The organism is Nostoc sp. CHAB 5836 (assembly GCF_020829445.1).
Taxonomy (GTDB): domain Bacteria; phylum Cyanobacteriota; class Cyanobacteriia; order Cyanobacteriales; family Nostocaceae; genus Nostoc.
This window is the reverse complement of record NZ_JAIVFV010000167.1, coordinates 1-14,873: the sequence shown is the minus strand read 5'-3', so window position 1 is coordinate 14,873 and position 14,873 is coordinate 1. Positions and strand designations below refer to the sequence as shown.

The 14,873-nt window shown below is 42.7% G+C and carries 7 protein-coding genes and 1 pseudogene; 7 read left to right on the top strand and 1 reads right to left on the bottom strand.

Annotation, left to right across the window (positions count from 1 at the left end; all coding sequences use genetic code 11):
- From LC605_RS25360 to LC605_RS25330, 7 genes and pseudogenes are all read left to right on the top strand, one after another.
- Positions 1 to 1,988: pseudogene (locus LC605_RS25360) on the top strand (hypothetical protein); the annotation flags it as partial.
- 377 nt (positions 1,989 to 2,365) lie between these two features.
- Complete coding sequence (locus LC605_RS25355; protein ID WP_229550265.1) at positions 2,366 to 5,308, top strand: CHAT domain-containing protein; 2,943 nt, start codon at positions 2,366 to 2,368, stop codon at positions 5,306 to 5,308.
- A 161-nt stretch (positions 5,309 to 5,469) separates the two neighbouring features.
- On the top strand, positions 5,470 to 6,507 hold the full coding sequence (locus LC605_RS25350) for a cytochrome-c peroxidase (RefSeq protein WP_229550264.1): 1,038 nt from the start codon (positions 5,470 to 5,472) through the stop codon (positions 6,505 to 6,507).
- Positions 6,504 to 8,141 (top strand): DAHL domain-containing protein, encoded by a 1,638-nt coding sequence (locus LC605_RS25345; RefSeq protein WP_229550263.1) that lies wholly within the window; start codon positions 6,504 to 6,506, stop codon positions 8,139 to 8,141. Before LC605_RS25350 ends, LC605_RS25345 begins: the two co-directional genes overlap by 4 nt.
- Positions 8,142 to 8,642: 501 nt before the next feature.
- The gene (locus LC605_RS25340) at positions 8,643 to 9,806 is read left to right on the top strand and encodes a PP2C family protein-serine/threonine phosphatase (protein WP_229550262.1); all 1,164 of its coding nucleotides are present in this window, start codon (positions 8,643 to 8,645) and stop codon (positions 9,804 to 9,806) included.
- Entirely contained in the window at positions 9,807 to 10,391 is a 585-nt protein-coding gene (locus tag LC605_RS25335; protein ID WP_229550261.1) for a DUF6272 family protein, read from the top strand. It abuts the gene before it with no gap.
- A 40-nt stretch (positions 10,392 to 10,431) separates the two neighbouring features.
- Positions 10,432 to 10,776: a hypothetical protein gene (locus LC605_RS25330; RefSeq protein ID WP_229550260.1), complete on the top strand. Its 345-nt coding sequence runs from the start codon at positions 10,432 to 10,434 to the stop codon at positions 10,774 to 10,776.
- 661 nt (positions 10,777 to 11,437) lie between these two features.
- Here LC605_RS25330 and LC605_RS25325 read toward each other — a convergent pair.
- Positions 11,438 to 14,290: a cyclic nucleotide-binding domain-containing protein gene (locus tag LC605_RS25325; protein ID WP_229550259.1), complete on the bottom strand. Its 2,853-nt coding sequence runs from the start codon at positions 14,288 to 14,290 to the stop codon at positions 11,438 to 11,440.
- Positions 14,291 to 14,873: the final 583 nt, after the last annotated feature.

The window sequence follows — 14,873 nt, the reverse complement described above, 5'->3', positions numbered from 1 at the left end:
AGGAGGCTGTAGGTAAATCAGATGGAATTGAGATTAACGCAGGTAGTATAGCCATTACCAACGGCGGTCAACTTAGCGCCAGTACTTTAGGAAAAGGAGATGCAGGCAAAATCAGCATTACTGCCCGCGATCAAGTATTGGTAGATGGCGTATCTGAAAAAAATTTCCGCAGTGCAGTATTCAGCCAAGTGGAACAGGGGAGTGTAGGTAAATCAGATGGAATTGAGATTAACACTCCCATTTTAAAGGTGGCGAATGGCGGTTCTCTTGATGCCAGCACCAAAAGTTCAGGTAATGCTGGCACGATTAGCATTAATGCCACTGACAAGGTAATCTTTGATGGCGAATCGAGAACCAATCTCCGCACTTACGCACTGAGTCAAGTTTTTGACGGAGCAAATGGCAACTCTGGCGGCATCGTAGTTAACACCCCGATTTTGGAGGTGACGAATGGTGCGTTTTTGGATGCCAGCACCAAAAGCTCAGGCAATGCAGGTACGATCCGTATTATTGCCAGTGACAAGGTAATCTTTGATGGCAAATCGGGACTGGGCAACGGCAGTGCTGCAACTAGCCAAGTCACAAATACTGCTGAGGGCAAGTCAGGAGGAATTGAAATCAATGCTCCGATCCTGAGAGTTACCAATGGCGCACAACTAAATACTACTACTTTAGGGAAGGGCAATTCTGGTGCGATTCGAGTCGCAGCTACAGATAGTGTAGTTGTTGACGGTACGAACGATCGCTCTCTTCCTTCTGCGATCGCCAGTGAAGTCGGGACTGGCGCAACCGGAGTCTCCGAAGGGGTTACAATCAACACTCCTCGTTTGCAGATCAGTAATGCGGCTATTGTTAGCGCTAATACTAACGGAAATGGCAATGCTGGTAATATTGATGTCACATCTGACACTATTGAACTCTCCAGCGCCGGAAAAATCCGCACTAACACTTCAGCTAGTTCCAAAGCAGGAAATATCACACTGAACGCGCAAAACCGCCTCAGTCTAACTAATTTGGGGACAGCAGTCTTAGCTGAGACTGAAAACACTTCTACCAGTGATGGCGGTAATATCTCCGTGATTGGCTCCCCCAAAAATGTCCTGATTCAAAATGGTGCCGAACTTTCTGTCAATAGCAGGGGAAGCGGCATAGGAGGTGATATATTTCTGCAAGCCAATTCTCTAACTTTGGATCAGGGAACAATCTCAGCTGAAACCGCCAAAGAAAGAGGCGGCAATATTAGCCTAGAAGTAGCAGATTTATTGCTGATGTCAGGTGACAGCAAAATTACTACCAATGCAGGTATTGAAAGCCAACCAGGGGCAATTGGCGATGGCGGGAACATTAAGATTGATACCCAATTTTTAGTTGCACCACCCTCAAAACCACAGGGTAGTGATATAACCGCCAATGCAACTTATGGTGACGGTGGTCGTGTTGATATTACAGCTACTGGGATTTTTGGGATTGAATTTCGGGACAAACCCAGAGATTTGTTAAATGACATCACCGCTAGTTCAGAATTTGGTGGTAATCCGGGAGTGGTAAACATCAATCGGTTGATTGATCCCAGCCGGAATTTAGTGGAATTACCCGCAACTGTTGTCGATCCCAACGACCAAATCGCCCAAAATCCCTGTAGTAAAGGTGTTGGGAGTGAATTTACGATCACCGGACGGGGTGGGTTACCTCCTAGTCCCAACGAAGACTTGAGCCAAGAAGCTACTCAGGTTGGTTTAGTTGAACCAGTGTCAACCGTCAGCAATGTCAAACCACCGCAGAAAATCGCCTCTAGCCAGAATTCAAAATCCCAAATCCCCAGCCGGATTGTCCCGGCTCAAGGATGGGTATTCAACAATCAAGGTGAAGTAATTCTCACCGCTTACAATCCCAAGGTCACTGAAATTCATCGCTTACCTAAGAAATTAGATAGTTGTCCTGACAATTCAGGTCAGGTGAAAAAGTCAACGAAAAACCTAACCCCCTAACCCCCTTCCCGATGCTCTAAGGGGGAAAATTCAAAGTCTCTCTCCTAAAAGGAGAGAGATTTAGAGAGAGGTTTTCCACATACCGTGAAAAGTCAGGATAGTTGTCCTGCACGATGAGACGCAGGATAAAAGATGAAAATAGATTAGGACTTACGCAAAGGGAACGGAAAACGAACCACAGAGAACGCAGAGTTCACGGAGGTATGAGAGTTTGAGAGGGTTTTTGCGTAAGTCCTATAGATATTAGAGATAGGAGTGAAAAAGAATTGTTTTGACGTAGCAGTGCTACGTCTCTACAAGGGTTCTGGGTAATGCATATTTATTTAATTTCTACCAGATATCTATTTTTGTAAATGACTTGACAGAATCAATAAAATATGAATAAAAAAAAACAGAGATGGCAATGGCTCAAAGCAAGATTTTTCTCGAAAATTAGCGGTTATAAACAGAGTGGTTTCATAGTTTCTAGACTTTATAGTAGTCAAGTGCGATCGCTAATCTTAGCAGTTTTATTATTTTTCTTGTCTGTGGGAGGAGTGGTGGTTACTACCCAGGTTTGGGCATCAACTGCGATCGCTCAAACTCAACAAGAGCCTTTACAGTTGGTAGAACAAGGCAAATCCCTTTACAAAAATGGGCAATTTGCACAAGCTCTAACCGTTTGGGAACAGGTTGCTGCGGCTTTTGCAGCGCGAGAGGATAAACTTAATCAGGCAATGGCGTTGAGCAATATTGCCTTCACCGCTCAACAACTTGGGAGGTGGGAGCAAGGCAAAAAAGCGATCGCTACCAGCTTAAATATTCTCCAAACACAGCCAAAAACACCAGAGCAAGCGCAAATCCTCAGTTCCACATTAGACATTCAAGGACAGTTGCAACTAGCATTAGGAGAATCAGAAGCAGCCTTAGCAACTTGGAAACAAGCGACTGAAATTTATCAAAATCTCGGCAATCAAAATGGTGCAATTAGAAGCCAAATTAACCAAACTCAAGCCATGCAAAACTTGGGTCTTTACCCAATGGCTTGCAAAACCTTACTCAAAATTTTAGAGCTTGATCATCAAAACTGCCAGATCACAAAAGAAGAATTGGAAACCCTTCAAAAACGATTTGTCAAGCAGGAAAATTCCTTGTCTTTACATATTTTGGCTTTGCGTAGTCTCGGCAATGTTTTACGAGTTGTTAGTCAACTCGAACAATCGCAAATGGTCTTATTCGCAGCTGGGCAATTAGCTCAACAATCAGGAGATTTGCCAAATCTGGCTGCTACTTACCTGAGTTTAGGCAATACAGTCCGGTCTTTGGGCAATAGAAAAATACAGTTAGAAACACCAAGGCAACAAACGATAGTACTCACACAGTCTCTAGACTGTATCCAAGCAACCAGTATAGCCAATCCTGCCCAATTGTATCAACAGGCAACTAGTTGCTATCGGCAAGCTGAATCATCTACCTCATTAGATATCAAAAGACAAGCTCAATTGAATCGATTCAGCCTTTTGGTACAAACTCAACAATGGTCTGAAGTACCAACCTTGCTATCTGAAATCACGTCTAACTTCAATGACTTACCTATTAGTCATCCCACTGTCTATGCTCACATTAAATTTGCTCAAAGCTTGATGTGTCTGCAATCAGGACTGAGTGAAAACTCATCAAATGCTTTATCCCCGATTCTGCAACTATGTAGCTTCGTCAAGAATATACCTACGGGCACTGGTGTTAAAACTCTTGAATCCTCAAAAATTCCCTCATGGCCAGAAATTGGGCAAATTTTACAAACTGCCCTCAACCAAGCTCAACAATTGGGAGACAAGCAAGCCGAAGCCGATGTGCGTGGTTATCTAGGAGGAGTTTACCAGCAAATGGGGAAATTGGCAGAGGCACGACAATTAACTGAACAAGCTTTACAGCAGAAATCTGCTTTTAATGATTCTAGTATCACCTATCTTTGGCAATGGCAGTTAGGACGAATTTACCAAACTCAACAAGACCAAAAAAGCGCCCTCAAAGCCTACACCTTAGCTTATGAAACTCTTCAATCTTTGCGTAAGGACTTAGTTGGTATTAACCCAGAAATTCAATTTACTTTTCGGGATAGTGTAGAACCAGTCTATCGAGAACTGGTCAATTTGCTCTTGCCACCCCAAGCTTCTCAACAGATAAAGCAAACAGAGATTAATCAGGAAAATCTCAAACTTGCTCGTGATGTTATCGAAGCACTCCAACTAGCACAACTGACCAACTTCTTTCGGGAAGCTTGTATAACCAGCCAACCCCAACCAATCGACCAGTTAGATCCCAATGCTGCGGTCATCTATTCGATTATTTTACCCGATCGCCTTGCTGTGATTTTGTCTCGACCTCAAAAGCCCTTAAAATACTACGCAACAGCTCTGAAGCCTAATTCTCAGCCAGGAGAAATCGGTGAGGTCGAGCGTGTCTACAAAGATCTGCTTGCTGGCTTCACCCGTTACATCTACTTAGATTCACTTCGTCCACAAAAAATTTTTTATGACTGGTTAATCCGTCCAATTGAGGCAGAACTGCAAAAGGATGATATTAAAACTTTAGTGTTTGTACTAGATGGAGTTTTGCGCGGAGTACCCATGTCGGCACTTTATGATAGTCAGCAGCAGAAGTATCTGATTGAAAAATATAACCTTGCTTTGAGTCCAGGGTTGCAGATGTTGTATTCACCTTCACTTTCCCTAAACAAATTGCAAACTTTAGTGGGAGGTTTGGCTGAGGCTAGTCAAGGGTTTTCCAAACTGCTGGGAGTGGAAGAGGAAGTTCGGGAGATTGCAAAGATAGTTCCTACAGAAGTTCTCTTAAACAAAGAATTTACCCGGAATCGCCTGAAAGTTGAAATCGACAATGTACCTTTCCCCATTGTTCACTTAGCAACTCACGGCCAGTTCTCTTCCCAGGCTGAGAATACCTTTTTGTTGACTTGGGATGGTCGGATTAATGTTAAAGAATTAGACCAATTATTGCAAGCACGCGATCGCCCTGGTCGAAGTCCTTTAGAATTGTTAATTTTAAGTGCTTGCCAAACTGCCGCAGGTGATAATCGAGCGGTTCTGGGACTAGCAGGGGTGGCGGTGCGTTCCGGGGCACGTAGTACATTAGCAACGCTTTGGTCAGTAGAAGATAAATCTACAGTTGAACTGATGAACAAGTTTTATTCAGAATTGAACCAACCGGGAGTAACTAAAGCTGAGGCACTTCGTCAAGCTCAGTTGTCCCTGTTGCGATCGCCAAATTATCGTTATCCTTACTACTGGGCACCATTTGTTTTAATAGGTAATTGGTTGTGAACAGCAAGTATTAAAATAATTCGTAATTCGTAATTCGTAATTCGTAATGACGCTCCTGCGTCGCTAACGTGAATTTTGTTTTGCAATGGGGATTTTAACCCCACCGCAAAACTTGCCTTCTTATTGAAGCGGGGGACTTAAACCCACGGACAGGAGTTAAAATGATTTTTAAAAATAAGTTCATTAAACGATTTTACCTGATTCCCATACTTATTTTTTGTGGAGTAGTATTTATCTTTTGGTGGCAGGATTTTTGGCAAACACAGCAACTATTAATTGCACCTAGTGAATCAAAAGCAAATATTGCACTTCATGAACCAATCCAGCCTATTACGCTTCAGTTAGAACTTAATGAAAGCAAAGTGAAACTGGGAGATAAACTATTTCATGAGCCTCGGTTATCTGGTGATAATAAGATTTCCTGTGCTAGCTGCCACAACTTGAATATAGGTGGCACAGATCGATTAGTGCGTTCTATTGGGATTCAAAAGCAATTGAGTTTTGTTAATTCACCAACAGTATTTAATAGTGGGTTTAATTTTAAGCAGTTTTGGGATGGACGGGCTGAAACATTAGAAGCTCAAGCTGGGGAAGTAATATTATCAGAGCGTGTAATGGGGGGGGGAAGTTGGTTAGAAGTTATTAATAAGCTTAAGCAATTTTCTAAATATGACTTTTGGTTTAGAGAATTATACCCAGATGGGATTACCAGCGATAATATTAAAGATGCGATCGCTACGTTTGAACGCTCTCTATATACTCCTAATTCGCGCTTCGATCAATTTCTACACGGCAATCAAAACGCCATAACTGAAGAAGAAAAACAAGGGTATCGTCGCTTTAAATCTTATGGCTGTATTAGCTGCCATCAAGGGATGCTGCTCGGTGGTAATATGTTTCAAACCTTTGGGCTGTTTGAGGATTACTTTAGCGATCGCGGTAAAGTAACCAAAGCTGATTTTGGACAATTCAATGTTACAGGGGATGAGCGCGATCGCTATGCTTTTAAGGTTCCCAGTTTGCGGAACATTGTTTTAACATCTCCTTACTTTCATGATGGCTCTGCTGAAACGCTTGAAGAAGCAATTAAGGTTATGGCTAAGTATCAGTTGGGTCGCCAGCTTCCCCAAACAGATATTGCTCTCATTATTAAATTCCTTATAACCTTAACAGGGGAGTACCAGGGAAAGCCATTATGAAACATGTCCAATTGCAAACAGTCTTCATTGCATTGGCTGCCATTCTCATCTTGGCTTTTCTGATAAGTAAAAGCCTGTCCATTGATTTTAACCAACACCAGATATACCGTAGCGCTATAGTCCAGTTGCAGGAAAAAGATGCCACTTTTAATCAAGATATCCTTAAATTTAGATATGAACTGTTCAACTCCTACGATTCATTAGTTAATAGTTTAACTGCCCAAAAAAAGATTCAACAACAGATGCAAAAATTTCCCAGTTTCATTGATAAAAAAGAGCAAAGGCAAATCCAGAACCTCCTCGCAGAGCAAGCAGAATTAGTTCAGAAAAAAGAAAAATTGAGCGAACGATTCAAATCTCAGAATGCTACACTGAAAAACTCTCTACGTTACCTTCCAACACTGATAGCTGAAATCAAAGAACCAGCCTCTGATCAAAAATGGTTTGTCCCGTTAAAAACCACTCTTAACAACCTACTATATGATATTCTGCTCTACAATCTCACAGCTAGTGAAGACCTGAAACCGCTTATCAAAGCACAGATAAGGAAGCTATCCCAGATTAAAGACCAGTATAAAGTTAGTGAGAAACAATTCTCAATCAACTTGACAATTTCTCATACTATAATTATTCTCAATAACAAACCTCAAGTAGACGAACTGACCAATCAAATTCTAAATATTCCCATAGCACAGCAGGCCAAAACTCTAGAAACTGCTTATGATGATTCTTATCAAAAAGCAATTCAAACCGTCAATATTTATCGTCTGTTTGCCTACGGTTGGTCTTTAGTCCTGCTTGCTGGCATTTCCTATCTAATCATCAATAAATTCTCTGAAGCTAATCACAAAATAACAGTCCTAAATGAACGCCTCAAAGCTGAAAATCTCCGGATGGGTGCAGAGCTAGAAATTACGAGTCAGTTGCAACAAATGCTCCTGCCCAAAGATCACGAACTCAGCCAGATTCCGGGATTGGAAATTGCTGGGTTTATGGAACCTGCTGATCAGGTTGGTGGCGATTACTACGACGTACTCGCTAACAATGAGGCAGCCAAAATTGGCATTGGCGATGTCACCGGACATGGATTAGAAAGTGTGGTGCTGATGCTAATGGTACAAACTGCCATTAGAACACTTCAGGAAAGTAATGAGACTGATCCAGTGAGATTCATGGATGTACTCAACCGCACGATTTACAAGAATGTCGAGCGCATGAATACCGATAAAAATCTGACGCTGGCGTTACTCGACTACCACCAAGGTAAACTCAACATTAGCGGACAACATGAAGAGATGGTGGTAGTGCGAGCGTCAGGGGAAGTAGAACGAGTAGAGACAATGGATCTCGGTTTTCCAATTGGGCTGGACTCGGAGATTGCTGACTTCATCGCCCAAGAGCAGGTGCAATTGCACTCTGGAGATGTGGTAGTGCTTTACACCGATGGTATTACGGAAGCGGAAGACATCAATGGAGTGCAATACGGCATTGAGCGTTTGTGTAAGGTGGTTAAGTACTATCGACAAAGAAGCGCCACCGAGATTAATGAAGCAGTGATTCGGAATTTACGGCAGTATATTGGCGCACAAAAGGTGTTTGATGACATCACTTTACTGGTACTCAAACAAAAATAAACGAACAGAGCGGGTGGGGAACTGTGTTTTAACAGTGAACAGTGAATAGTTTTCAGTTATCAGTGATCTATTTATCCTTGGGTTTAAGTCCCCCACCAAAATGGTGTCAGGGGAGGTGGCGCAACTTTTACCCCCACCATACGCCGTTGCTGACTGATAACTGATAACTGATAACTGATAACTGATAACTGTTTTAAGGTATATCTTCGCCAAAACAGCCAAGATATACCTCAAAAAGTAGAGTGTCATACAGCAGATTGCAGGTAAATAAGGTACGATTATAGGAGTGTGCATTAGTAAAAATCTGGTATTTTTGGATTAAATAAATGTTTTGTTGGAATTAAGACCTATTAATCCCAAGCATTTAAAAAACTGGTTTACACGCTGCTGTAACTGTAGCTCATAAACCTGCAATTTGCTGTATGATGTCCGGACAATGAATCATAATATAACAGACCTGTAAATTGCTTTATTTTAAAGCAAAGATTTCAGCAAAAAAATATGCAAAAAGGACAAATAAAAAATAAATCAGTAGAGCAACTGTTGGTAGAAATAGAAAGTCTCAAGCAACAACTCCTTGATCGGGAAAATGAAAAGTCGGACTTAGAAATATTGCTAGAAACTACTACTGAACACTCTACTAATATTGAAGCTGAACTACATAACACAAATGAACAGATGAGTAGATACTTGCAGCAAGTCTATTCTATTACTAACGCTGCTGCTGCCGTTGAAGCAGGAACGTTTCAATCTCATACACTAGATGAAGTAGCAAATCGCAGTGACGAGCTGGGACGGCTGGCACGCGTATTCCAACGAATGACTGAACAAATAAAGACTCGTGAGGAAAAATTAAAACAGCAGGTTGAACAACTCAGAATTGAGATCGAGATCAACCAACGTCTCAACGCTGAAAATAGCTCCATGGCAGCAAAACTGGAAGTTACCCGTGAATTGCAACAGATGCTCCTGCCTAAAGAGCAAGAACTTCGTCAAATTGCTGGTCTAGAAATTTCAGGGTTTATGGAACCTGCTGATGAGATGGGCGGCGACTACTACGACGTACTGAACCATGAGGGTCTCGTCAAGATCGGTATTGGTGATGTCAGCGGACACGGTCTAGAGAGCGGCGTGTTGATGCTTATGGTGCAAACTGCTGTGCGTACCCTACTGACCAGCAATGAAACTGACTCCACTAAATTCTTAAACGTACTCAACCGGACAATTTACGACAATGTGCAGCGGATGAGGTCTGATAAAAACGTGACCCTAGCCTTGCTGGACTACCAAGAAGGCAGACTGCGTTTATCGGGGCAACATGAAGAGATGATTGTGGTGCGCTCTGGTGGACACTTAGAGCAGATAGACACGATAGATTTAGGATTTCCCCTTGGGTTGCAAGCAGACATTGCTGTGTTCGTGGCTCAAACGGAAGTGCAATTACATCCAGGGGATGTGGTAGTACTTTACACCGATGGCATCATCGAAGCAGAAGACATACTCGGCAGACAATATGGGTTAAAGCGGCTGTGTGAGTTAGTCAAACTCAATTGGCGTCGCTCAGCTGATAAAATCAAGCAGACCGTAATTGACGATGTAAAGGGGCATATTGGTAAGCAAAAAGTTTACGATGACATCACGATGCTTGTATTGAAGCAGAAATAGGTGGCGAATGAGGATTTGTTGAGTATGACGAAAATATTTGGAGACTTCATTGACGAGTTGGTTGAGAGTAAGGAATACTTGGAAATCGTATTTTCGCCTGCCTCCGTCCCACTCAAGCAGCGTTGGCGAACCAATGGATTGTCGGCTGATTTTATGGCTGATTACTTTGCAGTCTTCTTTACTAAAGGTGACATCGAAGGGGAGGTAAAGAGTGCTGTTAGCTTCATTGCCAACGAGTTGTTAGAAAATGCCATGAAGTTTAAAGACGAGACATCAGACTATTTCATCAGCGTTTCGCTCAAACTGTATGAGGATAGACTTGTGTTTCTTACAATTAACAGTGTCAATCCTCAAGCGGTCGGAAAATTTCAAACGTTCATCCAGGAGTTAGTGACCTGTGACCCAGGTGAGTTGTATATCCGTCAGTTAGAAAAGAATGCGGAAGATGAGACACACACCGCCTCGGGATTGGGTTTTTTGACAATGATCAACGATTATCTGACCAAAATAGGTTGGAAGTTCGAGACCGTCCAAAAGCAACCAGAAGTCATCATTGTAAGCACAATGGTGCAGTTAATGATATAAACTACCTGGCGACCACGAATATCTAAGAGGCTTTAGGTGAATGGAGATTAAAACCGAAAATTACAACATCTGGTACGACGCAGCGGCTAAAGCTGTGATTTTTCAAGGTTCATTACGGTTAGGTGGAATGGAAGAATATGCACCCATTGTGCAGTTGCTAGATAATGTGGTTGTTGAACGACCGTTAACTTTAACACTGAACCTACGGGAATTGAAATTTCTTAATAGTTCAGGAATTAATGTGCTGTCGAAGTTCGTTATTAAGGTGCGACAGCAAAAAAATATGCAGCTAATGGTACAAGGCTCCACGAATATTTACTGGCAAGGCAAGTCATTGAAGAACTTGCAACGTTTGATGCCCAGTTTAGAACTAGAATGGGAATAGAGAGACTTTCGGATTTGGTATCACAGCTAATTGGAACGTTAGTCATTGGCAAAAATGAGCAGTGGAAGCAGGAAATTAACCTCATGCCAAAAACTAATTAGAACTTTGTTTATGTATTAATTGTTATATTTAAAAGACACGGCGTTCGCGCTTCTAGCCGCCGGGTACGCCATCGCCAAAAATGCTGAACTTTTTTTCTAGTAGTCTGGCAAGTCAACAATGTGCTTGTTCGTAGTGAGCGCTTTCTTCGTCAAATCAAAGACTAAAGTCCTTACTACGAACTTATTCATCCATCAAAGTTGCTCTGGTGGACTACTAGCGATCGCAGTACTGCATTAAGGACTATCGCCTGCTTCATCTATTCACTCTTCAATAGCTTTTAAAGCTGTAGTGCTTATTTTGTAAAGCTTATAGCTTTTCTTAGTGCCATTCCCAGCCTGGAGACTCTTAACCAGTTAGGGCTTAGGGCAAAGCTTAGAGCTTTTCTTAGTGCCATTCCGAACATGATATTAGTTAACAAGTTCCGCGGGTTTAAGTCCCCCGATTCTGTAACCGGTAAGTAATGCAATTGGGGTTTAAATCCCGATTACAAGACTTAATTACGTTAGCGCAGCGTTAGCGAGGAACGAGCGTCATTACGAATTACGAATTACGAATTATTTTAATGGCTCCCTCGCTTGTGCTGAACTAATTGTTGCAGGAGAAGACTCTTCCGTTCCAAAACCCTCCGGGCAAAGTTCGTAACCCGACACAAGAGGGCTTCAAATGTATCTACATCAATAGCCAAGATGTGTGTTTCTGCGACTGTGACCACTATTGTGGCACCTTGTTCAGTGCGAGCCAAAATCTCCATTTCATTCAGTATTTGACCCGGTAATAGGCTTTCAACAATTACCTTTCCGTCATCTAGGTTGACCTGAAGTTGGGCTTCTCCTTTGATCAGTAACAAAAGTTCCTTACCTTTTTTACCTTGCTCAATCACAACTTCATTAGCATTGTACACCTTGACTTGAGCCTGGTAAGCAAGTTCCACCAGGTTTTCAGTCTTCAGGCTGCTAAACAAGTCGCTACCGAATAGGTACAGCAGTTTTTCAATAGTGCTAAGGGCAGCATGAGCAGTGCCGGGTTGGACTTGCTGCTTCAGTAGCATTTGGGCAGTTTCTCGCACCAGAGCCTTTACCGTTAGCTTGGAGTCGAGCAATTGCTGCGCCAACTCCTGGCTGCGTTGAACATCTAGTTGAGAAATCATATAGAGACTAACTGTCTGGATGAGTGAGTCTGGCTCTTGGAGCAGCACTTCCAAATGGCTCACAATTACTGCTGGCTCTATCTGAGGTATGGTATCAGTTGCCACGTTGCTCTGTTGAATCAACTGTGAAATTACCTTTGAACCGAAGCGCTTCTGCCATTGGGATGTCTCATCCTCAAGCAATGGCAACACATTCGACGCTAGGCGACCGAGAGTAAGAGCAATGCGGGTAGCTTCAATCCCCTGCTCCAAGCTTTTGAGAATTTCCAGCACACCCTTGGCAATCAGTCGTTGTTTTTGCTGGACAGTTGATTGCAGTAAAGTCCAAGCTGCTGCTTTATCTGGTAGTAGGGGCTGTCTCAAAGCTTGGTAGCGTTCAAACAACTCCTGTAGCTGGTTCAAAAGGATATCAGATCTACGGAGCAAGTCTGCTTCCTCGTCAAGGCTCGCTTGGATTTTTTCTTCCTCTTCCAGGGTAATGGCGTACTCTCGTCTTAGCGATCGCACAGCCTGAGGATCTTTTGGGAGTACGTCCTGAATGGACTTTTTCTTTTGCACCACTTTTAACAGCTCTCGCCCCAGTCCCTTAGCACTCCGCCGTCGCTTACTGCCCACCATGCTTGCGATCTGGTCGCGATAGCTTTGCAAGCGCACCTGATCTTCTCTGCTTCGCTGCTTGCTGGGGTCGAGCAAGTCTGGATCTTCAACCCCCAGTTCTGTCAAGACTGTCAGATGTTCCTTGTCGCTAATATCTAGCTCTTGGCGCATCTGCTGTAGCACTTCTAAGCTGTTGGAGGAGTTCGAGTAGCCCTCTTCTAACACTTCCTGTAGCACTCCCTTATAAGCCTGGAGTCGCCTTTCTTCCGTAAAACCAGGGAGGATTTTCGCCAGCACATAGACCTCATTAGGATTGAGAGAGTCCAAAGAACGTCCCTCAAGGAATCGAGAGACATCGACATGGAGCTTACTGAGCTGCTTGCGAAGGCGGCTGGCAAGGCTTTCCTGTAAGTACAGTTCTGGGCTACTTTTCCAGGTTTGGTAAAACCAAAGGGTGCTAACCACCACCAGCAAGACATCGTAAAAGTATCGCAACCACAAAGGCAGCAGATTAATATTTGGACGGGCCCCAAACGCATAGAAGATATTGAAGACGATGAAGGTGCAGAGGGTAAAAATCCGGTGCTGAATCTGCTCTTTACTCAGGGATTGGTTTGTTCGTAGCAAGTAATTCTTGTAACTTTTCTCCAGCTTGCATCCTAGAAAATAGCTACCCCAAGCAAAAAAACCTAAAGTTAAAGGCACTGCTACTAGCTTTGGAATTGGAATCGGATTGTTAAACAGGTAAAACCCAGGACTGAAAAGGGTAGTAAGTTGATTTGCCTCGTGAGTCCAGGAGCCAGAGAAGTAGTAATCCCAATTGCCTGCGTAGAGGTAGTAGTAATAGTAGAAGCTGATGACTAGTCCAATGTAGCCGTAGTAGAGCCACTTTTGGTCAGGTTTGGTAATGCCATCCCAGTAAGACCGTTCAGCGTCAATGTCCATGCAGGGGCTTTGGCAGGCAACACAGGCGCTCTGTTCCTTACCCTCCTGGTTAACAATACGGCACGTGGATTGGGTGATGGTTTGTCGATCGCCCTCGTGAGCTTTGCTGGCCAGCAGTCCCCTCGGTTCGGCATAGATTTTCTGCACTGGAGCCATTGGACAGAAATATTGACACCAAGATTTCCCACCATATAGATAGCCTACGGCGATCGCTGACAAAATTGTGATGATTAAAAAAATACCCAGTGCCAAACGCTCAGAGTTGACAAAGAGTAACCGGATGCACAGACCAAGATAAAATAAACCAAACTGTAGGTACAAATAGTTGCGACCAAGCCAAGAATCTTTTTTGACTTTGGCTAACTCATAGGAAGTTTTTCCGCTTTTGGGATCGACTCGCCGATGCTGTCGCTGCCGTCCTAGCGCACGAGGAATTTGAGAAAGAAATGACAGGGGACAAATGCGTCGCCAAAGTTCATGCCCAAAAACTAGAAGAATAAAAATTGCAGCAGGAACGATCATTGTCCAGAATATTCGTGCTCCCAAAGCATAGGGTGTTTGTTCCAGGCAAACTCCCTGCACCTTGACGCAGACCTCTGGATGAATGCGTAAAGGACTCAGTGTATTGTTGGGGTCAGTTAGCCAAGGTGAGATAGGGTCATAAAACAGGGAAAAAATCAGGAGCAGCCAACCACAGGTTAGCAGCCACCTGACCATCTGCATTTGCCTTTCTGGAGTCTTTGCAAACATAATTAGAGCGAGGTTAATCTATATTTATTGTGAAAATGTAGTTTGAGACTATAACAAAGAATAGGTTGACTTTGAGCGAGTTAGAATAGGATATTGCGCTTGGTTTTGAGGTCACATTCTCCTCGAAACAAAGCTCCTACAATTTATTTGATCAGGCACGTAAAAGTTGGAAGAAAACTCAAGCGAATAATTCCAAACATGATCGAGAATTAGTTACATCCAAAAAAATAAATTTGTGTGCTGCCGTCACGACGAGCCGAAAGAGAGTCTAGAATGACATTTGTAAGCTTATTCAATCTATACCCACTATGTTTATACTAATTTGTGAATAATACAATAGGAAAAAGTCAGATGTTTGTTAATTAATTAGGAATACTAAAAACTCGAAAATAGGTAAAAATCAGGTAAAATCAGTTAATGAATGAAAAATAGTATCATTCTTCTCTAGGGATGCTAGATAATAAATTATTTATATGTTATGTCTGGATGATGAACTGAAAGCTAAATATATTGGAAAATGTCAAGGACAGCACACAAATTTATTTTTTTGGACGTA